The sequence below is a fragment of the Pantoea sp. SGAir0215 genome (assembly GCF_043543215.1).
The window spans coordinates 1134579-1155435 of sequence record NZ_CP028031.1; the positions used below are offsets into that span (position 1 = coordinate 1134579).

Sequence of the window (20857 nt, forward strand, 5' to 3'; positions counted from 1 at the left end):
CCTTACCCACCAAAAACGCGCTGTGGGTTAGCAATCAGTAAGGTTTCAAGTTGTTCGCCGCTGACGCCGTGGCGTTTCAGGCGCGGGACAAAATGTTTAAGGATGTAGCCATAGCCGTGACCACCGTAGCGGGTCAGCATGGTTTTCAGGAACACGTCCTGCGATAACAAAATCTGTTCGATAAAGCCGTCATCGATCAGCTCGCGAATGGCGCGGGCATTCTCTTCATCGGATGGTGACTGCGCGGACTCATCGGCGTAGTAATAGCTCATGCCGATCATGTCGTATTCCAGAAAGGCGCCGCGCTGCGCCAGGTCGCGCTGGTAGCGCTTATCGGCAAAGCTGGGGTTCATGTGGCACAGCACCACGTGACGCAGGTCAGCGCCTTCTTCTTCCAGAATATCCAGTACCCGATGGCCTAATCGCTCCCAGCCGGGCAGATGTACCTCAACCGGCACCCGTGTCGCGGCACTGGCGCGGCCCGCCGCCCGCAGGGATTTCTCCTCGTTGGGAGTAAAGCGGCTGGAAACGCCGATTTCGCCGATCAAACCGGCCAGCACCTCAGGTTTCTCTTCCCGGCCGCCCAGGTCGTAAATCAGCTTGTCAGCAAGCGCTTCGATGCTGATCGTTTTGACCCAGTCCGGATGAGATGGCTCCAGATACAGTCCGGTGCTCATAATGATGTTCAGCCCGGTCAGGCGCGCGATGCGCTGCAGCGCTTTCGGGTCACGGCCAATGCCGATATTGGTGGGATCCACCACCGTCTCGCCGCCCAGTGCCCGAAACTTCATCAGCTCTTCAATCGCCAAATCCACATCAAACAGCTGACAGTTATCGCGACTGATCAGCGGGTTAAGCGACAGCTCGCCCAGGTTTTCGATGCTGACCGGCATTTCTGCCAGGTGACGATCGCCACAGCAGCAGGGCGGCACCCATTTGCCGGAGGCATCCAGCAGAATATGTTCGTGCATCAGCGTCACGCCCATTTCACTCACCGGCAGCGGACCGAGTACGGTCATCACATAGCCGCTGTTGATGCCCAGCGGCAGCGGATCGGGATGGCGAAAAATAGAATGTTTCATCAGCTATCCTTTCGCCGCCGATCGCGTCGGGTTGAGAATGCGGGTGTTCAGCCAGATGGCCAGCAAAATAATCGTACCGGTGGCGATCTGCGTATAAAACGGGGAGATGTGCGACAAAATCAGGCCGTTCTGGATGATGGCAATCGACAGCGCGCCGAGCAGCGTGCCGATAACGGTACCGAAACCACCGAACAGGCTGGTACTGCCCAGCACCACCGCAGCGATAACCTGTAACTCAAAGCCTTCGCCCTGGTTGGAGGAGCCGCTGCCCAGACGCGCAGTGATGATCATGCCCGCCAGCGCCGCCGCCATGCCGCTGATGATGTAGACCTTCATGGTCACGGCTTTGGTGTTAATCCCGCTCCGGCGCGCGCCTTCCGCATTCGCGCCAATCGCCGTGACATAGCGACCAAAGCGCATATGATTCAGCACGATATGGCCGACGATCAGCACTACGATGCCGATCAGCGCGGGCATCGGCACGCCCAGTACCCAGGCGCGGCCCATAAAAGCGAACGGGCTGTCGGCAGGGATGGGAATGGAATAGCCCTGCGTAATCAGCAGCGCCACGCCGCGCACCACCGCCAGCGTCGCCAGCGTGACGATAAAGGCCGGAATGCCTTCATAGGCGATAAAGAAGCCGTTGATGGCCCCCACCAGCGCCCCCAGCAGCAGGCCACCCAGCAACACCACCGGCCAGGGCAGGCCCCAGTTATTCAGCGCGATAGCCGACAACGCGCCGACCAGCGCCAGCGTCGATCCTACGGAAAGATCGATGCCGCCCGTGGTGATCACCAGCGTCATCGCCGTGGCGACGATCAGCAGCGGCGCGCTCTGGCGAATGATATTCAGCCAGTTAGCACTGCTGAGAAAGTTGCCGGTGATCAGGGAGAACACCACGCAGCAGAACACAAAAAACAGCGCGATGCTCACCACGCCAGAGTGGTTGTGCAGCAGGCGGCGCGGCAACGAGTGTTGCGCCATACGGGAACTGCTCAGATTCATAATAGTCATCCTGTTACCTCGCTCAGTGCGCGGCGGCCGAGCGGGCGACAAACTTCTCACCCACGATCAAATTGACGATCTCGGTCAGATCCGTGTCGGCCACGCGACGTTCCGCCACGTTGGTGCCCTCGTACATCACCATGATGCGATCGCACACCAGGAACAGATCCTGTAAGCGATGGGTGATCAGGATGACGCTCACGCCACGCGCCGAGACCCGACGGATCAACTCCAGCACCGCCTCGACTTCGGCGACGGCCAGCGCGGCGGTGGGTTCATCCATAATTAGCACTTTGGGATCGAAGGCGGCGGCGCGCGCAATGGCAATCGCCTGGCGCTGACCGCCGGAGAGATTGCGCACCAGTAAGCGCGTGTCGGGGATTGAAATGCCCAGGCCTTTCAGCATTTCCCGCGCATCTGCGTGCATTTTTTCTTCGTCCAGAAACGGAATGCCGAGAATCGACTTCATCGGCTCACGTCCCATAAACAGGTTGCCCGCCACATCGACGGTGTCGCACAGCGACAGGTCCTGATACACCATCTCGATATGGCAGCGGCGGGAATCCGCCGGGTTACTGAAATGCTGGTCTTCACCATCGATACGAATCGTGCCGCTGGTGGGCACGACTGCGCCAGACAGCACTTTGGTCAGCGTGGATTTACCCGCGCCGTTATCGCCCACCAGGCCCAGCACTTCGCCCGGGGCCAGTTGCAGATTGACGCCGCGCAGGGACCGTATCGCGCCATAAGTCTTGGTAATATTCACCATTTCTACCCGTGCCGGGGCAGGTTGTATTTGCTGCATGTGATCACTCCCATCACCGCTAACGGGAAAGTTGTTCTGCGGGTAAAAAGAGGTTATCCGGCACGGTTTACGCCCTTGTAAACCGGTTTACCTGCAAGATAAACCCTTTGTCATTACATACAGAACAACGCGCTACAACGATATTTGTTTGCCGGGTACGACATTGCAGCTTCCGTGCCAGCCTGGGAACAGGCGCGACATTCACGGTCTAACCTTTTGTAATGCAAAACATTTAAATGTTAATTTCAGGTAAACCGGTTTACTCACTATAACGCTGTGAAATTAAAAAGCGCGTTATTTGCGCTAAAACTGTGCACTTTTGCGCCATTTTGGGACGTTGTTAACACATTTGTATCGAATCGCGCGCCACCCATTCCACCGGCAGGCGGGTTTCGGCGGGCACGGCGAGGTCGTCATTCAGAATGCGCAACATGATGTGAACCGCCGTGCGGCCCAGTTCCCGCGCGGGCTGGCGGATGGTAGAAATGCGCGGTTGGGTAAAGTCGGCATAGGTCGCGTCATCAAAGCCCACCAGCGACAGCGCCTCAGGGGCTGTGAGTCCGCGTGCGCGCAGGCCATCCAGCAGTCCCAGCACCAGATAATCACTGGCGGCAAAGACAGCGGTAGGGCGCTCATCGCGGCTGAACAGCCTTTCCAGCGCCTGCTCACCGAATTCACGCTGGTATTCGCCGTACATCACCCATTCGGGCGGCACGTGCAGGCCCGCCTGCGTCATCGCGGTGCAAAAGCCCTGATAGCGTTCGCGCACACTCATCAGCTCATCCGGCCCGCCGACAAAGGCGATATGGCGGTGACCGGCGGCGATCAGGTTTTCGGTGGCAATCCGGCCGCCCTGTACGTTATCGGCAAAGACCTTGGGCACCATGCTGCCGGGAATGTCTTCATCCAGCAGTACGATGCGCTGGTGGCGGTTAATTTCTTTGCGTAACAGGCCGTTATCAGGATGGTTAGTGGTAAACAGCAGGCCATCCACCTGGCAGGTATCCAGCCAGCGAATAAACTGGCTCTCTTTGTCAGGATGGTTGCGGGTGAGGCACAGCACCAGGCTGTAGCCGTGGGCCGAGGCGGCTTCTTCGGCGGCATCGGCCAGTTCGGCAAAGAAGGGGTTGGTAATATCGGGCAAGACCAGCCCTAAGGTTTCGCTGCCGCCCTTGCTCAGACGGCGTGCCAGGCTGTTGCCGCGATAATCCAGTTGACGAATCGCCGCTTCAATCCGGTCGATGGTTTCCTGCGGCAGCATAATGCTTTGATTCATATAGCGGGATACGGTCGCTTTTGACAGCCCGGCCAGCGCTGCGACGTCGGATAACAACACCCGTTTTTTACTCATATCTTCTGCCATCTTGCCCGGAATCGGCTATCAGTAACACAGTTACGCGCAGCGAATACAGTGTTTTCCCTGACCGCTGACGATAAAATAATCGCTTGACAAAATTTTGCCGGAAGCGAATGGTAGAGACAGTTTACCGCATGACCCGGGAGTCCCTCCCAAACCCGATTAATCCCTTTCACAAGTTCACCATAATGGACGGCGAACAGAAAGTCGGTTATTCAGGTCCTGGCTGAATCAGCCATTCAGACGATATTTGCCCGCCAACAATAATCCCTCTGCATTACGATGCGGAGATCGACTGGTTATCGCACATTCCCGACGAGGAATTTTATGATGATGGCATTTAACACCAGAAAACTGCGCGCGGTTGCGCTGGCTACCGGCTTACTGTCTGCGGGGTCGTTATTTTCACTGGCGCACGCCGCCACGACGTATGCGCTGGTTCAGATTAATCAGCAGGCCCTGTTTTTTAATCAGATGAATCAGGGCGCACAGGAAGCCGCGAAAGCCAGCGGTAAAAATTTAGTAATCTTTAACGCCAACGATAATCCCGTATCGCAAAACGACGCGATCGAAAATTATATTCAGCAGGGCGTGAAGGGCATTATGGTGGACGCGATTGACGTCAACGGCATTATGCCGGCCATTAAAGAAGCGGCCGCCGCCAAAATACCGGTCATTGCGATTGATGCGGTATTACCGGCGGGCCCACAGGCGGCACAGGTGGGCGTGGATAACCTGGAAGGCGGCAAAATTATTGGTAAATATTTTGTCGACTACGTGGCGAAAAATATGGGCGGCAAAGCGCGACTGGGCATTGTGGGCGCGCTGAACTCAGCCGTGCAGAACCAGCGTCAAAAAGGGTTTGAAGAAACCATTAAAAGTCATCCAGGCATCACCGTCGCGGATGTGGTTGATGGCCAGAACGTGCAGGATACGGCGATGACGGCGGCAGAAAACCTGATCACCGGCAACCCGGATTTAACCGCCATCTACGCGACCGGCGAACCGGCCCTGCTGGGCGCGATTGCGGCGGTGGAAAACCAGGGCCGCCAGAAAGACATCAAAGTCTTTGGCTGGGATCTGACCTCCAAAGCTATCAGCGGCATCGATGGCGGGTATGTCACGGCTGTCCTGCAACAGGACCCGAAAAAGATGGGTGAAGAGGCGGTGAAGGCCCTGAACGCGATTACCGCAGGCAAAACCGTGTCGAAAACCATTCTGGTGCCGGCCACGGTAGTGACCAAAGCCAACGTGGACAGCTATCGCGCGATGTTTAAATAACCGCTGACTCGCCGCCTGCCTGGAGCAGCGCGGCGAGCTCCTCTGCGGTGGGAAAGGCCTGACGTGTGCCATGCCGACTGACGGTCAGCGCGGCAGCCTTGCTGGCGTGAGTAAGTGCTAACTTATCAATCTCGCCCCCACGGAGGAGTGCGGATGCCAGCATCACGGCAAGAAAGGTATCGCCTGCACCGGTGGTATCCACGGCATGAGCGGGCTGCGCCGGGCAAAACGTCCGCTGCTCGCCCTGAATCAGCCAGGCCCCGGCGCTGCCGTGAGTAACCACTAACGTTTTAACGGCACCGGGCGCTAACTGTTGGGCTTCATGCTGATTCACTACCGCAATATCTACCTGCGGCCAGCAGGCGCGAAAACCGGCGTGCACTGGCGAGGGATTAAAGACGGTGATCAGACCAAGGGATTTCGCCAGGCTGAACAGCGCGTGGGTTTTCCCGGGCGAGAAATTACCCTGCTGGACCAGCAGATCGCCCGGACGCGCGCCGGCAAGATGGTGACTGAGCGTCGTGATATCCAGCGCCTCAGCCGCCGCTGTACTGGTAATAATGGCGTTATCGCCGTCGGCGCTGTTTAAAATAAGTGAGGTATCACTCAGGGCCGCAACAGGCTGTGCAGGCAGTAACGTCACCGGCTCGTGTATAAGCTGCTGACGGATCCAGTTTCCTTTACTGTCATGACCGGTCGCGGCAAGTAAAACCGTCTCGATGCCGCAGCGGGATAATACGATCGCCTGATTCGCGCCTTTACCGCCGATATCCTGCGAACGGTGATAACCATGCACAGAGGCGCCCTTAGCCGGAATATCCGTGACAGACCAGGTTTCATCGACAGTAATATTACCAGCCACATAAACACGCATAGTGTTTTCCTGAACAGGATAAAGACGCGATGGTTGCTATATCAGCAGAAAAAAATGACGCAATACAAGCGATATTTTCCCGCCCCAAAGCCGTTATTGGCGTGATTCACTGTGACCCATTTCCGGGCTCGCCAAAATATCGCGGCAAATCCGTCAGCGCGATCATTGAGCGCGCCTTACGCGATGCCGAAAACTATATTCTCGGCGGTGTTCACGGTCTGATCGTGGAAAACCATGGCGATATTCCCTTTTCAAAACCCGAGGATATTGGCCCGGAAACGCCGGCATTCATGGCGGTAATTACGGAAAAAGTGCGCGAACGTTTTGGCGTACCGCTGGGTATTAACGTGCTGGCAAACGCCGCGCTGCCTGCCTTTGCCACCGCGCTGGCGGGCGGGGCGGATTTTATCCGCGTCAACCAGTGGGCGAATGCCTATATTGCCAACGAAGGCTTTATTGAAGGGGCCGCCGCCAAAGCGCTGCGCTACCGCAGCCAGTTACGTGCCGAACATATTCGGGTGTTTGCCGACAGCCACGTTAAACACGGCAGCCATGCGATAGTCGCCGACCGCTCCATTCAGGAACTGACCCGCGACGTTGATTTCTTTGAAGCCGACGCGGTTATCGCCACCGGACAGCGTACCGGCGACAGCGCCACGCTGGACGAAATCGACGAGATCCGCGCCGCCACCGCCTTACCGCTGCTGGTGGGTTCGGGCGTCACGCCCGCCAATGTCTGCCAGATTCTGGGACGCACCCAGGGCGTGATTGTGGCCAGCGCGCTCAAGGTGGACGGCGTCTGGTGGAACGATGTGGACCGAGACAGGGTAAAACAGTTTATGGCCGTGGCGCAGTCGGCGCTGGATCAGGCATAACCGCCGTTTATTCTCTGGCGCAGACAACAAAAAACCCCGCGAGTGAGGCGAGGTTTTTTGTTTACGTCAGCACGATTGCGTGCGGTGCACATCATGCATTATCAACGTTTTGAACTATACGAATTAATCCGGCATGGTGCAAGCAGGTGATGCTTTATTGTACGCTCTGACTGGATTGGTTTGAGGCTTCGCTCGCAATCATTGTATTTTTCTGTTTATTTATACAGTGTTTTTGTTATGCTTTTCCAGGTTGATGTTGATGTGCTCTGAGGCCGCACTGTGCTGTGAAAGATGCGTTTCATGACTGACAAGTCCTGGCTGCAACGGGTGGTGCCGTCAGTGCCTTAACCTCCAGGGGCACATCATGCATTATCAACCTAATCAGCCTGTTACAGGCAGCGGAAAGGTACGCAGGCTGTAAGTGCTCCTGACCACAGGAGCCAGCGTATGAGATGGATAGAAATCGCTCGCGTATTTCTGAAGCTCATGGTTGCACTACTGCAACTGCTTGAAATTATCGTGAAGTCCTTCAGGTAAATCACGTTCAGGCCGCACCTAAGGGAGGTGATGTTTACCTCCCTTTAATCATGTAGTTGAATTAAGCAGAACAGGGCGGTGTTAAATCAGGCCAGCCAGCCTTTCACCACCGGCAGCAGCGCCGGAATCTGCGACAGCAGATACAGCACCAGCCCGATGGTGCCGCCCACCAGCGTGCCGTTGATGCGGATAAACTGCAGGTCCTTACCGATGTTCAGCTCGATCTGCTGCGACATATCGCGCGCATCCCAGCTTTTCACCGTGTCGCTGATATGGCGCGTCAGGAACGCCGCGAACTCCGGCGCAACGCTGCGGGCAGCGTCTTCCAGATGCTGATTCATCGAGCTGCGCAGCCCTTCATCGGCGGCGAGGGTTTCGCCCAGCCACAGCGCCGCCTGGCGGACCTTGTCCTGCACTTTTGACGCCTCGCTGTTGAGATCCGCTTTCAGCCAGTCGCGCAGATCGCCCCACAGCTCGCCGATATAGCGGTTCAGCGTAGGATCGTCTTTCAGCCAGCCTTTAATTACCTCGGCGCGTTCCGCCATTTCCGGATCGTTTTTCAGCTTCTCAATCAGGCGATCTACCGCGCGGTTAAAGCCCAGCCGCAGTTCATGGCCCTGATCCAGCGCCACATCATCCAGCAGCGAATCCACCGCATTCGCCACCAGTTCTGCGCTGTGCTCGCCCAGCCACTCGGTCGGCAACATTTTGGCCTTGATGGGATGCTCGCGCTTCAGCCAGCGCACCAGCTGGTTGGCGATAAATTCCCGGGTACTGGGTTTATCCAGCAGCCGCAGCAGCTGATCGATCGCGGCATCCAGCAGCTCCTGATGGCGGTTATTTTTGGTCAGGCTTTCCAGCATCAGCGCGCCGGTCTGGCTGAGATCTACCTTGTCGATTGCCTTGTGCACCGCCCGGCGCATAAAGTGCTGGATGCGTGCGTCATCCGTCAGATCGAGAAAGCCGCGCATCACCTGCAACAGATGACGACCGACCCGATCGGCATTACCGGGCGCGCTCAGCCATGTCGCCAGCATGTGCGACGGATCGTGGCGGCGGATCAGATTCAGCAGCGAATCGGTATCCAGAAATTTTTCCTGCACAAAGCGGCCCAGATTCTCACCGATGCGATCTTTATTACGCGGAATGATGGCCGTATGACGGGCAATAAACGGCACCGGCACGCGGCGAAACAGCGCCACCACCGCAAACCAGTCGGCCAGCGCCCCGACCATCGCAGCTTCGGCAATGGCTTTAATACCGCTGACGTAGAAGTTGGGCGGCAGAAACAGCGTGACAACAAAAGTGATGGCGGCCAGCAGCAGCAGCGAGAGCGCCAGGCGTTTGGTCCGTTTTAATTCGCGTTGTTTATCCATATCCTGATCTTAGCAGCTTGCCTGCTGAGTAAGTCAACGTTGCCCGATCCAGGCCGAAAAGCGCAGTTAAGTCTGGCACTAAACCGGCCTGTCTTAACGCGGTGGGCGATTCCCGAATCAGACTGTTCCTAAAAACTAATAACATTAAAAATTACCACTCTTATAAACAGTTACAGCAGTGTACATTTCGGGAGCAGTCTCCGTACGTTGACGCACCCTATCCATGGAACCAGACCAGGAGAATTCACGTGAAAGCAATCGCAACGGCAACCGCAAGTCTGTTGATGTTAATGAGTGGTATCGGCGCGCATGCAGAAGGGCTGACCACCTCTGCCGATGGAAAAAATCTGACTGTCAGCTTCGGAAAGCCCACCATTAAGCAGGTCCTGCATTACCGTAAAATGTACGACAAAAAACCCTTCCCCGATGCCGAAATTTATTACTACGACAACGGCACCTATAAAATCATCTCGCAGGGGGAAAACCATTACGGCGTGTACGTGATGCAGGGCAAGTTCGATGATGAGACCTTCACGGTGCGCTTTATCTCGCTGCCGTCCACCGACTGGGGCAATAAGACCGCCTTCCATCAGCTGACCTTTGTGCGCGGCGATAAGCAGAACGTGTTTATCCAGAACGCGATTGTCGATACCGGCGAGGCGATTGCCCAGCAGAACGGCACCTACACGCAGGAAAAGAACACCGTCACCAACCCGGTGTCTACCAGCTGGAAACACAAGTAGCGTTAAGGTGGCAGCCAGGCTGCCACCGACCTTTAGCGACGGCGACCGCCAAACAGGCTGCCCAGCACGCCGCGAATAATCTGGTTAGTAATCTGTCGTCCCGCGCTTTTCGCCATGGTTTGCACCACGCCATCTCGCTTGCCGCCGCGCGGACCGGTGCTGCCAAACAGGATCTCTTTTAATCCCCCCAGAATACCGTCGTCGACCTCCACCGTGTTGCCTTTGGCTTCGGGCGCATTGGCTTTCTCACTGGCGGCCTGCACGCCCTGTTGCAGACGTTCGTAAGCCGATTCCCGATCGATTTCCGTGTCATATTTGCCCGACAGCGGAGAATGGTTGATCAGCCCGTTGCGCTCGTCCGTATTCACCGGCCCCATGCGCGAGCCGGGAGCGATCACCATCGCACGTTCCACCACCGACGGGCTGCCTTTGGCATCCAGAAAGGAGATCAGCGCTTCGCCGGTGCCCAGCGCCTGGATCGCCTCTACGGTCGTAAAGGCCGGATTGGCGCGCAGGGTTTCGGCGGCGGTTTTCACCGCTTTCTGATCGCGCGGGGTAAAGGCGCGCAACGCATGCTGTACCCGGTTGCCTAACTGGCCCAGCACCGTATCCGGAATGTCCGCCGGATTCTGCGTCACGAACCAGATCCCTACGCCTTTGGATCGGATCAGGCGGATCACCTGCTCGATCTTCTCCAGCAGCACCGGCGGCGCATCGTTAAACAGCAGGTGCGCCTCGTCAAAGAAGAACACCAGCTTCGGTTTATCCAGATCGCCCGCTTCCGGCAGGTATTCATACAGCTCTGACAGCATCCACAGCAGGCTGGTCGCATATAGCTTTGGCATCTGATACAGCTTCTCGGCCGACAGGATGTTAATGATGCCTTTGCCGTCGCTGTCGACGCGCATCCAGTCGCTAATTTCCAGCATCGGCTCGCCAAAGAAGTGCTCCGCGCCTTGTTCTTCCAGCGCCAGCAGCCCGCGCTGGATCGCACCCACCGAGGCGCTGTTGATATTGCCGTACTGCGTCTGAAAGCTTTTCGCGTTATCGCCAATGTACTGCGTCATGGCGCGCAGGTCTTTAAAATCCAGCAGCAGCAGGCCCTGATCGTCGGCGATGCGGAAGATGATCTGCAGCACGCCGCTCTGTACCTCGTTCAGGTTCAGCAGCCGTGCCAGCATCAGCGGGCCCAGATCCGACACTGTCGCGCGCACCGGATGGCCTTTGTCCACAAAAATGTCCCACAGCACCACCGGATTGCGCTGCGGTTGCCAGTCGGTCACGCCGATGCTGGCCAGTCGCGCCTGCAGCTTTTCACTGCTCTGGCCTGCCATCGCCACACCGGTTAGATCGCCTTTCACATCCGCCATAAATACCGGCACGCCAATCGACGAAAAGGATTCCGCCAGCTTTTGCAGCGTCACGGTTTTTCCCGTGCCGGTCGCACCGGTGATCAGGCCGTGGCGGTTTGCCATCTGCGGCAGCAAATGCAGTTGAACGTCAGGGGTTTGGGCGATAAGCAGGGGAGCGGTCATAGCGCAGTACTCACAAATAGTCAGTCATGCGTCAAGCATAGCCAGCGGGGCGGCAGCCGTCAGTAAAGATTGCGTGCTGCCGCCCGGAAATTTACTTCTGCACCTCTTCAAAATTCAGCAGCGTCACGCCAATGCCCTGCTGGGCGTGCGTCACGTTCTTGCGCAGCGCGACCTGCACCTCGCCCTGCAGCATCACCACGTAAGGTGAGTTCTGCTGAAGCTGCTGTTGCAGCGAGACGTAATCGGCCCGGCGCTTCGCGGCATCGCTTTCTCCGGCGGCTTTACGGGTCAGGGCGCTCAGCTCCGGAATATCCCAGCCCACGCGCCAGGCCAGCGTTTTGCTGCCGTTTGGCACGTTATAGGCGAAGGTGCTGGCGTTAGTGTTCGGGTCGATATAGTCCGCGCCCCAGTAGGTAAAGATGGATTCGAACTGACGGCTGCGCATCTTGCTCCACAGCTCGGATTCCGCCACCGGCTGGATATCCAGATTCACCTCGGCTTTGGCAAAGCTCGACTGCAGCGCCTGGGCAATATCGATATACGGCGGCTGATTCACCACCGACAGCGCGATATGCGCGCCGGGCTTAATGCCGCCTTTGGCTAAAATCGCTTTGGCCTTTTCGACATCGTAGTGGAACGGTTTGGTCTCCAGCGCGCCGTCAAAGCCCTGCGGCAGGAAGCTCTGGTGCACACGATATTGCCCCTTCAGCAGCTGATTCGCCAGGCTGTCGTAGTCCACCAGCCAGCGCGCCGCCTGCCATAAGGCCGGATTCCCCAGCGCAGGCTGCTGCGTGCTTTTGGTGTTAAAGCCCAGGTAGTAGATCAGGCTGGAAGGAAAGGCCGCGATGTGCACATTGGGATCGCTTTTCAGCGAGGCCAGCTGATCCGGCCCCAACTGGTACGCCGCATCCACATCGCCCTGCTGGATCAACAGCCGACGGGTGCCCGGATCGGCCACGCCTTTCAGCAGCACTCGTTTCAGGTGCGCTTTCTGGGTGCTGTTGGGATTGGCCTCCAGCACCAGCGCCTGCAGGGGCACGAACTGTTTGATCGCATAGGCCGCGCTGCCCGCCGAGTGGGTTTTCAGCCAGCCGTTGCCGTAATCATTACTGACGGCATGCGACTGCGCCAGCTTGCTGTCGACAATGGAGGAGACCGGCGCGGTCAACAGGCGCAGGGCCAGATCCTGCCCGATTTGTGCCGGCCAGCGCAGCTCCAGTTGATGATCGTTGATCACGGTGAACTGCTGGTCGATATTCTCCGGCGTCCAGCCAAATTCACTCAGGATAAATGAGGGCGCTTTGTTCAGCTTCACCGCGCGGGTAAAGGAGAACACCACGTCCTTCGCCGTCAACGGATTGCCGCTGGCAAAACGCGCCTGCGGATTCAGGTCAAACACCAGACTGTTTGGGGTTTTACCCGGCTGCCAGCGCAGCGCCGCCAGCGGGGACAGCTTCTGCGGATCCTGATGGTCCGGCTCCAGTAACGTCTGGTAGATGTTGCGCAGGCTGCTGTTGCTGACGGTTTCAAAGCTTTCCGCCGGGTCAAAGCTGATAATGCCGTCCAGCGGCACGGCGACCACGAACGTATCTTTTGGCGTCGCCGCGTGGGCGGCTGAGGAGAGAGCAAGGGCGGTAAGCAGGAGCAGCGGTTTGCGCATGGCGGTTATCCTTAATGATTGATAACCCTACTGTAACCCGCGCCAGAGCAGGTCAAAATGCCGGTTTGTTCTGAGCTATGCCAGTTTCGTCTTAGCTGATAAGCCGCCCGTTAAGGGCGGCTCAGATCGTCAGTGGAAGGTGTGAATCACTTCCAGCACGCCGTTGATAATGAACTGCACGCCCATGCACACCAGCAGAAAGCCCATCAGACGCGATATCGCCTCGATGCCGCCTTTGCCCACCAGGCGCATAATCGCCCCTGAACTGCGCAGGGAAATCCATAAAATCACGCTCACCACCAGGAACGTCAGCACCGGCGCGACATTAATAACCTAGGCCGGAAAATCCACCCCGCTGCGCACGGTAGACGCCGAGGAGATGATCATCGCGATCGTCCCCGGCCCGGCGGTGCTGGGCATCGCCAGCGGCACAAAGGCGATGTTCACCGGCTCCTGCGCGGTTTCCAGCTCATCGTGCTTGTGTTTGGCTTCGACCGAATGGCCCACCGGCTTCGCCGGAAACAGCATCCGAAAACCTATAAACGCTACAATCAGCCCGCCCGCGATGCGCAGCCCCGGAATGGAGATGCCGAACGTATGCAGCACCGCGCTGCCCGCGTACCAGGCCACCATCATGATGGCGAACACATAGATGCTCGCCTGCAGGGCCTGACGGTTGCGCTCCCGAAAATTCATCTCACCGGCCAGGCCCAAAAACAGCGCCACGGTGGTGAGCGGGTTGGCGAGCGGCAGGATCACCACCAGCCCCAACCCGATTGCTTTGATTAGCTCCAGCATGCCTTATTCCGCTTAGTGTTTAGGCCGTTCCAGCGCTTCCAGCAGCTCCGGGAAGAAGTCTTGCAGGATTTCCGGCGTCATCAGCTCCGGGTACTGCATCAGGTGCTCGCGGATGCGTTCGTTCACGTCCGGGATCAGGCGCTGTGCCGCATCGCTGGCGCTGATTTTATGCTTCTTCATGCTGCGCAGCAGGTCGGCGGGCAGGTTGTCTTCGTCTTCGTTGTCTTCCACCATCTCCAGCGCATCCAGCTCGTCGAACATTTCCATCAACGCTTCGGTTTGCGGCGTGCGGGATTCATATTCGCGCGGGTGTTCTTCGGCCATGTAGCGCAGCATCAGGCGCATCGGTGTGCCATCCGGGGATTTAGGTGGTTCGGCGGCGAACCAGGTCAGCAGCTGGTGGATGGTGACCTGATGGACGTGATAACCGTTATCCACCAGTTCGTCGGCCAGCAGCTCAGCGCTTTCGTTTTCAATCAGGCAGATATGCGTGCGGTTAGGATCGTACTCTTCGAGCCACTGGTAGATCTCTTCGATCACCCCGTCGTCGTACTCGAACTTTTTGTTTACATAGCTCCCTTCTGACGCATTTACGCAGGCTGTGATCAGGTCTGGATCAAAGTAAATTGCGATGTTGATACCTTTCATGCGTGCCGTCCTGTTCAAATCCAAAACATCACTATAACGCTCAACGCATTAGGAAGGAAAACTTATGACTTAACGTGTTGCGATACAAGATGATACAGACAGCGGGCGGGATGCTGACAGGCGGTAAACAGGCGGAAGAGAAGGGCGATAAACCTGCCAGCGCGGGGCTGGCAGGCGACGGTCAGGAGATAAAGTTTTTACCCTGCTTCAGCACCACGTCACAGGCTTTGGTTTTGAGCTTCTCGCCCATCGGCGAGTTGCTGAGGCTTTGCAGGTTCAGCTGCTGGCCATTGCCGGTGTTCAGCAGCCCGGCCACGCCCTGGGTGTAATCCGGTTTTTGCTCCTGCGCAGCGGTGGTATTCAGGCCCAGCTTGCTCAGCACCTGGTCTTTTACCGACTGCACGTTGTTTTTCACCACGTTGTGCTCCACGCAGTACTGCATCACGCCGGCGGCATTGGTCATGCTGTTGGCGCTCATGGCTTTGTCGTTGCTGTTCAGCAGGCTGGTAATGGAGGACATCGACAGCCCGCCGTTCTGCTGACCTGCTGTACCGTTGTTTTGCTGGCTGAGCTGGTTGGCGGCACTGCTCAGTTGATCCTGCCAGCTTGCGGCTGACGCATTGCCCGCCAGCAGCAGGGCTGCCAGGGCGCAGGCGATATGGCGCTTTTTCATTTCGACCTCGGTTTGGTTTAGTGCTTCGTGTTGCTAAGAGGCGGTGGGGATGAGAAAGTTCCGACGGAATGGTGAGGGGACGGGGGTTTGGGAGGATTCTGGCAGCGGCGCAGGGCCGGTTTACCGGGTTCCGTGTGTTTTTTCGCCGCTTAGCGCACAACACAGCGGAATAGAGTTGCGCGCCGGGCACGTAACGGTATAATCGCCAACGTTTTCCGCATCCTCTTCAGTGCCGAAGTGGCGAAATCGGTAGACGCAGTTGATTCAAAATCAACCATCGAAAGATGTGCCGGTTCGAGTCCGGCCTTCGGCACCATCAGAACATCAATAGACGTCAACGGACGTCTTTTTTTGTGCCTGAAATCCGCGCCACACGAGGCTTTCCGCGATTTTCCTTTCAACAGAAGTCAATCTGAGTCAACCCACATCAAGTCGCTTGTGAGTATAGAACCGAGTATATATGCTGGTTCGATAATGGTTGTATACTCACAGCGGCACATGGAAGGAGAACTTTTATGGCTCTGACAGATATCAAAGTGCGTTCTGCGAAACCGCAGGAAAAGGAGTACACCCTAGTCGATGGGGATGGCATGTTTTTGCTGGTTCACCCCAACGGCTCTAGATACTGGCGGTTCCGCTTTCGCTTTGGTGGTAAGCAGCACCTGATGGCGTTTGGGGTTTATCCTGAAACATCCCTGGCTGATGCTCGTCAAAAGAGGGAAGAGGCCAGAAGGCTTGTTGCTGCTGGAATCGATCCTCGCGAACACAAACGAGCTGTGAAAGAAGAACAGGCGAAAGAAGCTATTACTTTTGAGTCAGTTGCCAGAGAGTGGCACGCAGCAAATAAAAAATGGACAGAAGAACATAGTCGGCGGGTGCTGAAGAGCCTGGAAGATAATTTGTTCCCAGCGATTGGAAAGCGAAATATTGATAGTTTTAGTACGCGCGATCTCCTTGTGCCTATCAAAGTAGTTGAGGCTACAGGGCGTCTTGAAGTGGCTTCGCGTCTTCAGCAGCGTACCAATGCGATTATGCGTTATGCAGTGCAAAGCGGTTTGATCGATTACAATCCTGCTCAGGAGATGGCTGGGGCAGTTGCTTCCAGTAATCGTGTCCATCGACCAGCACTTGAACTGAAACGCTTACCTGAACTACTCCACCGAATTGATAGCTACACCGGACGGCCTTTAACCCGTCTGGCTGTTGAGCTAACGTTATTAATCTTTATTCGTTCCAGTGAGTTGCGCTTTGCCCGGTGGTCCGAGATCGATTTTGAAAGGGCAATGTGGACAATCCCGGCAGAACGAGAAGCTGTAGAAGGTGTTAAGCATTCGCAACGTGGTTCTAAAATGCGTACACCTCACTTAGTACCGCTGTCTCGTCAGGCATTAGAAATTCTGAAACAGGTTCACAAGTTTAGTGGCGAGCGTGATTTTGTTTTCGTTGGCGATCATAACCCTCGTAAACCGATGAGTGAAAACACGGTGAATAAGGCGCTGCGTGTTATGGGGTATGACACTAAGGTGGAGGTTTGTGGGCATGGCTTCAGGACTATGGCATGTAGCTCGCTGATTGAGTCAGGGCTGTGGTCAAGGGATGCTGTAGAGCGGCAAATGAGCCATATGGAACGTAACTTAGTACGTGCGGCTTACATTCATAAGGCTGAGCACTTGGATGAGCGCCGTTTGATGTTACAGTGGTGGGCAGATTTTCTTGATGTGAATCGGGAGAAGGGGGTTAGTCCGTTTGATTTCGGTAAGAATACTTAAACCTAGTGCAGCCGGATATCTTTAAGCGGTTCCTCGAGAGCTGATTTTGGGCCCGCATTGATTGCTTTATGTACTTTTCTATGACCAAATCTTCCTGAAAGGAGTGAGCATAAATGTTACATAAGCGACTATCTCTAAGATTTATAGAGAATTTACTGTTTTTTGCAACATAAAAACAGGAGGTTGCGATCGATGCTAAGGCTCGACTGGTTGAAGGTTATTGTGTGATTAGTGCCCACATTTACCGTATATAATGCTTAACCCAATCTACAACAATGCAGGTTGTTGTAAGAGAAAAAAATTGAAAGAGCGGAGAATCAAGAAGTGACAACGCCAAACAAGCCAAATCTTACATGCATCGATCTTTTCGCAGGATGCGGTGGCCTGAGTCTCGGGCTAAAAGAGGCTGGCTGGGCCGGTATTTTTGCAATCGAGCGCGATCCGATGGCGTTTGAAACCCTATCTAATAACTTCTTGGTACAAAATGCACCATACGCAAGTTTTGACAAATGGCCAAGTTGGCTGTCAAAAACTAACCATGACATAGTGGAGCTTCTAAGAAATGAGTCTAATAGGGCTCATCTTCTCTCATTACGTGGCTCTGTAACTATGATGGCCGGAGGACCCCCTTGCCAAGGTTTCAGTGTTGGAGGACGGCGCGATGGTGCTGATGAACGGAATGATCTTGTATATCAAATGCTTGATATGGTTGACTTAGTTCGGCCACGCATTGTATTAATTGAAAATGTCGAAGGGATAGCTCGTCGCTTTGTAGCTCGCCCTGGTGAAGAGCGTACCTCAGTTGCTGATTCTGTAATTAAGCAACTCGCTGAGTTGGGTTATACGAGTATTTTAAATGTAGTAGATGCCAGTCGTTTTGGGGTGCCGCAATCGAGACGACGGGTGGTTATACTAGGCATTCAAAATTGTCCAATATCTTCGCAAGAACTAAATATTGCATTTAATGATAATCTAAATGAAGCAGCTCTGGCAGTTCGTGAGCATTGGGGATTACATAAAAGCAAAAATATCACAGCAAAGGAAGCAATAGACGATCTCACTGGGGGGTTGCGAGTTATTTGCCCCGATTCTGAGAAATTTGAGTCATCAACCTATACTAAAGCTGTTTCTGCATATGCGCGTGCTTTAAGGAGAGGGCAAAAGACAGGGAATATTCCTAACTCTCATCGGTACTCAAAACATGGGGAGCGAATTCTTGATTTATACAACCTCGCTCATCAAACGCAGCCGCCGGGGAGACTGTCCAAAGCTTTCTTATTAGAAAACGGAACTAAAAAGGACAAAAAGGTCCTGATTGATTCTTCAGAGGCAGTATCAACTATTACGACGCATCCTGACGAATTTATCCATTATGCAGAGCCTAGGAACATTACTGTCCGTGAAATGGCTAGATTTCAGTCTTTTCCTGATGACTTCCATTTTTACGGCCGATATACCATCAATGGACCACGTCGGAAGTTTGATGTGGCTAGGTGCTCGCAAGTAGGAAATGCGGTTCCGCCTTTGATGGCTGAAGGTATAGGCTTGGCAGTACGAAACTTGCTTTTATTATTAGGAGATAAAGGTGTTTCGGAGTTAGCTCTACCGACCTCAGAAATTGAGGAAGATATTTCTGTCAATTTGAAAAACTGTGGTTAATAAAATGTTAGTGAAGTTATCGTCAAGGCTATAAATATTTGTAGGGACATTCAAACTATAATCTCAGATTGCAGTTTGAATGTCCCTCAAAAACTAACATCAAAATCATAAACTGTCTTGTTAGAGGCGATTTTTCATATGATGACTAGAAGTAATCTGTTACAATATTTACAATTTCGAACTATGTTTAACGCTGCATTCTAGCAATCACTTAGCAGCTTTTTTCAAGGAATAAGAAATGGCACTTCTTGATCTTTTGAGTACAAATAGTGAAGAAAAATGCATTTTAGAGAAAGCTAGCTCTGTAGCGGAACTACATGAGGTGTTTCCTGATTCCGAATGGGGGATAGATACAGATTTCAACTTTTATACTCAAGCTAATATTGATAATATTTGGAATAATGAGCTACGTCGTGGAATTAGAAATAAAATTAAAATAGCTGGTCTAGGCGAAGATGACTATAAGTCTTGGTTAGGAGATGTGCATTTTATTAATATTAGCATTTACCGTAAAAGCCTATTTGAGCGTTACAGAAGCAATGCAGGTTGGCGTTTAATCGTTATGGCGTTGCCGCGAGCAGGGGCAATTTTGCTTGGGATTGCTTCACATTATCAAAATGCTCAAAACCACAACAAATTATCGGAAGTTTCGAATCTCCTTTTTGATATTGCTTCAGATGCAGTAAAAAGAGAGGGACAATCCCATATGTTTGGTCGAAAAATATCAAGTATTGATTGGGACCAAAATGGATTATTTCCGTCTCCATTATCAACTGTGGCTGGTGTTTCTATTTCTCCTGATGTTGTATTTCTTAAGGATGTAAGAACAACAACCTTAAAGAAAATATTGGCATCATTTGTTACTGTAAAGGTGTTACCAAATTCAGTAAGTAAGGCTGAATTATATAATGATTTATCCCAATTAGCAAAAACTGCAAAATTTCTTTCCTCAAATGTTTATCCGTTTGGCAGTTTGGAAGAGTTTGAAGCCCTCCGTGCATTAGCATTACAAGATCTCGCTGCTGCTGGAACTCGGTTACTTTTGCGGAAAAAAAGCTCAACCAGATCAATCGTTCGCATCTATTATGGTCCTCCAGGAACAGGGAAAACTTTGTCTGCGGTTCGTGAAGCAGTTAAATTGATAGAACCTAGCTTCGATGATAAAGGCGAGTTATCTTACTCTTTTGAAAGATTCAATGATTATCGGGATCAGTGCGCCTTTATAACTTTTCATCCCTCCTTACAATATGAAGATTTGGTCGAGTCAATTCGACCAGTAATAGTTAATGAAGATGAAGTTGATGAATCAATTGAAAATAATAATTTTGATTTAAAAAATGGACAACTGAGATATCGACTTCATGAAGGGTTATTACTCAGAATGATTAGACGTGCAATCCAATCACCTGAAAAAGAGTTCGTTATTGTTATTGATGAAATAAATCGAGGTGATGTAAGTAGGATTTTAGGCCCACTAATCTCTTCTCTGGATGCTGATAAGCGAGTTGGTGCGGAATTCCCTATCGGAATCGAGTTGCAATACCCTCGGGCTGAAGAGTTAGAGTCGCGGCTTTTCATGCCATCAAATTTGCATATAATAGGAACGATGAACTCTGCGGATAGAAATATTGCACTTGTCGATCATGCACTTAGACGTCGATTTGATTTTGTTAATATTCCACCAGATTCATCCCTATTACGTGACACTATTGATAGTCCATCTATTAATTGCGGACAGCTTTTACGGACAATAAATTCAAGGATAGAACATCTATTAGATGCAGATCATTGTATTGGACATGGATACCTAGTAGGCTGTGATACAAACTCAAAAGTTATTGAACGGTTAGCAACTAGAGTTATTCCTCTACTGCGTGAATATTTTTATGGTAATGAAGGCTTGATACAGCTTGTCTTGGGAGACTCCGCGTCAAAAAATGCAAACTTCTTTAAAATAAATCCAGTGGAAAAACAGTTTGAAGTTTTATTCGGAGTAGATCAGGATACTGCTGCTTCATTTGGTTATAGGGCACATTCTGTAACTAAAAACTTAGAGTTAGATCCACGGTTTTGGAATCCAAAAAAAGTTATTCCGGGGCCAGATAATGAAGACTATGCTATCCATTGTGTTCTAAAAATATGTCAACCTATTCTCATTGACACCAATGTATTTAATTGAG

16 protein-coding genes, 1 tRNA gene and 1 pseudogene are annotated in these 20857 nt (G+C 53.4%); 7 read left to right on the forward strand and 11 right to left on the reverse strand.

What is annotated here, in order from left to right; translation table 11 throughout:
* Positions 1-2 precede the first annotated feature (2 nt).
* The 4 genes from C1N64_RS05360 to C1N64_RS05375 all read right to left on the reverse strand — a co-directional run bounded on the left by C1N64_RS05360 (position 3) and on the right by C1N64_RS05375 (position 4255).
* Entirely contained in the window at positions 3-1082 is a 1080-nt protein-coding gene (locus C1N64_RS05360; RefSeq protein WP_033739235.1) for a phosphotriesterase family protein, read from the reverse strand.
* A 3-nt stretch (positions 1083-1085) separates the two neighbouring features.
* On the reverse strand, positions 1086-2087 hold the full coding sequence (locus tag C1N64_RS05365) for an ABC transporter permease (RefSeq protein WP_161784121.1): 1002 nt from the start codon (positions 2085-2087) through the stop codon (positions 1086-1088).
* Between the two features lie 22 nt (positions 2088-2109).
* A complete protein-coding gene (locus tag C1N64_RS05370) occupies positions 2110-2856 on the reverse strand; it encodes an ATP-binding cassette domain-containing protein (protein ID WP_161784123.1) in 747 nt (248 codons plus the stop codon).
* A gap of 376 nt (positions 2857-3232) precedes the next feature.
* Positions 3233-4255, reverse strand: coding sequence for a LacI family DNA-binding transcriptional regulator (locus C1N64_RS05375; RefSeq protein WP_039338863.1), 1023 nt, complete (start codon positions 4253-4255; stop codon positions 3233-3235).
* Between the two features lie 324 nt (positions 4256-4579).
* Here C1N64_RS05375 and C1N64_RS05380 point away from each other — a divergent pair, with 324 nt between their 5' ends.
* Positions 4580-5530: an ABC transporter substrate-binding protein gene (locus C1N64_RS05380; RefSeq protein ID WP_039339103.1), complete on the forward strand. Its 951-nt coding sequence runs from the start codon at positions 4580-4582 to the stop codon at positions 5528-5530.
* Here C1N64_RS05380 and C1N64_RS05385 read toward each other — a convergent pair.
* Positions 5523-6404: a PfkB family carbohydrate kinase gene (locus C1N64_RS05385; protein WP_058702600.1), complete on the reverse strand. Its 882-nt coding sequence runs from the start codon at positions 6402-6404 to the stop codon at positions 5523-5525. The genes C1N64_RS05380 and C1N64_RS05385 overlap by 8 nt on opposite strands.
* Before the next feature lie 29 nt (positions 6405-6433).
* Here C1N64_RS05385 and C1N64_RS05390 point away from each other — a divergent pair, with 29 nt between their 5' ends.
* Complete coding sequence (locus C1N64_RS05390) at positions 6434-7279, forward strand: BtpA/SgcQ family protein (protein WP_033739242.1); 846 nt, start codon at positions 6434-6436, stop codon at positions 7277-7279.
* A gap of 623 nt (positions 7280-7902) precedes the next feature.
* Here the strand turns inward: C1N64_RS05390 and C1N64_RS05395 are convergent.
* Entirely contained in the window at positions 7903-9192 is a 1290-nt protein-coding gene (locus tag C1N64_RS05395; RefSeq protein ID WP_289367780.1) for a DUF445 domain-containing protein, read from the reverse strand.
* Between the two features lie 248 nt (positions 9193-9440).
* Between C1N64_RS05395 and C1N64_RS05400 the strand changes: the two genes are divergently transcribed.
* A complete protein-coding gene (locus C1N64_RS05400; RefSeq protein ID WP_006121814.1) occupies positions 9441-9935 on the forward strand; it encodes a hypothetical protein in 495 nt (164 codons plus the stop codon).
* A 32-nt stretch (positions 9936-9967) separates the two neighbouring features.
* Here C1N64_RS05400 and C1N64_RS05405 read toward each other — a convergent pair whose 3' ends face one another.
* From C1N64_RS05405 to C1N64_RS05425, 5 genes and pseudogenes are all read right to left on the reverse strand, one after another.
* Positions 9968-11470, reverse strand: a complete 1503-nt coding sequence (locus C1N64_RS05405; RefSeq protein ID WP_367143353.1) for a helicase HerA-like C-terminal domain-containing protein — start codon at positions 11468-11470, stop codon at positions 9968-9970.
* Between the two features lie 91 nt (positions 11471-11561).
* Entirely contained in the window at positions 11562-13130 is a 1569-nt protein-coding gene (locus C1N64_RS05410; RefSeq protein ID WP_282498452.1) for an ABC transporter substrate-binding protein, read from the reverse strand.
* A 129-nt stretch (positions 13131-13259) separates the two neighbouring features.
* Positions 13260-13928, reverse strand: a pseudogene (locus C1N64_RS05415) (MarC family NAAT transporter).
* A gap of 12 nt (positions 13929-13940) precedes the next feature.
* Positions 13941-14576 carry a hypothetical protein gene (locus C1N64_RS05420; RefSeq protein WP_006121820.1) on the reverse strand — a complete coding sequence of 212 codons (636 nt, stop codon included), beginning with the start codon at positions 14574-14576 and terminating at the stop codon, positions 13941-13943.
* A gap of 181 nt (positions 14577-14757) precedes the next feature.
* The gene (locus tag C1N64_RS05425) at positions 14758-15249 is read right to left on the reverse strand and encodes a DUF2501 domain-containing protein (RefSeq protein ID WP_058702596.1); all 492 of its coding nucleotides are present in this window, start codon (positions 15247-15249) and stop codon (positions 14758-14760) included.
* 231 nt (positions 15250-15480) lie between these two features.
* On the opposite strand from C1N64_RS05425, the gene C1N64_RS05430 reads away from it, so the two are divergent.
* The 4 genes from C1N64_RS05430 to C1N64_RS05445 all read left to right on the forward strand — a co-directional run bounded on the left by C1N64_RS05430 (position 15481) and on the right by C1N64_RS05445 (position 20856).
* A tRNA-Leu gene (locus C1N64_RS05430) sits at positions 15481-15565 on the forward strand.
* Between the two features lie 199 nt (positions 15566-15764).
* Positions 15765-17018 carry a tyrosine-type recombinase/integrase gene (locus C1N64_RS05435; protein WP_251903810.1) on the forward strand — a complete coding sequence of 418 codons (1254 nt, stop codon included), beginning with the start codon at positions 15765-15767 and terminating at the stop codon, positions 17016-17018.
* A gap of 324 nt (positions 17019-17342) precedes the next feature.
* A complete protein-coding gene (locus tag C1N64_RS05440) occupies positions 17343-18677 on the forward strand; it encodes a DNA cytosine methyltransferase (RefSeq protein ID WP_071685836.1) in 1335 nt (444 codons plus the stop codon).
* Positions 18678-18915: 238 nt separating this feature from the next.
* On the forward strand, positions 18916-20856 hold the full coding sequence (locus C1N64_RS05445; protein ID WP_251903809.1) for an McrB family protein: 1941 nt from the start codon (positions 18916-18918) through the stop codon (positions 20854-20856).
* Position 20857 lies beyond the last annotated feature (1 nt).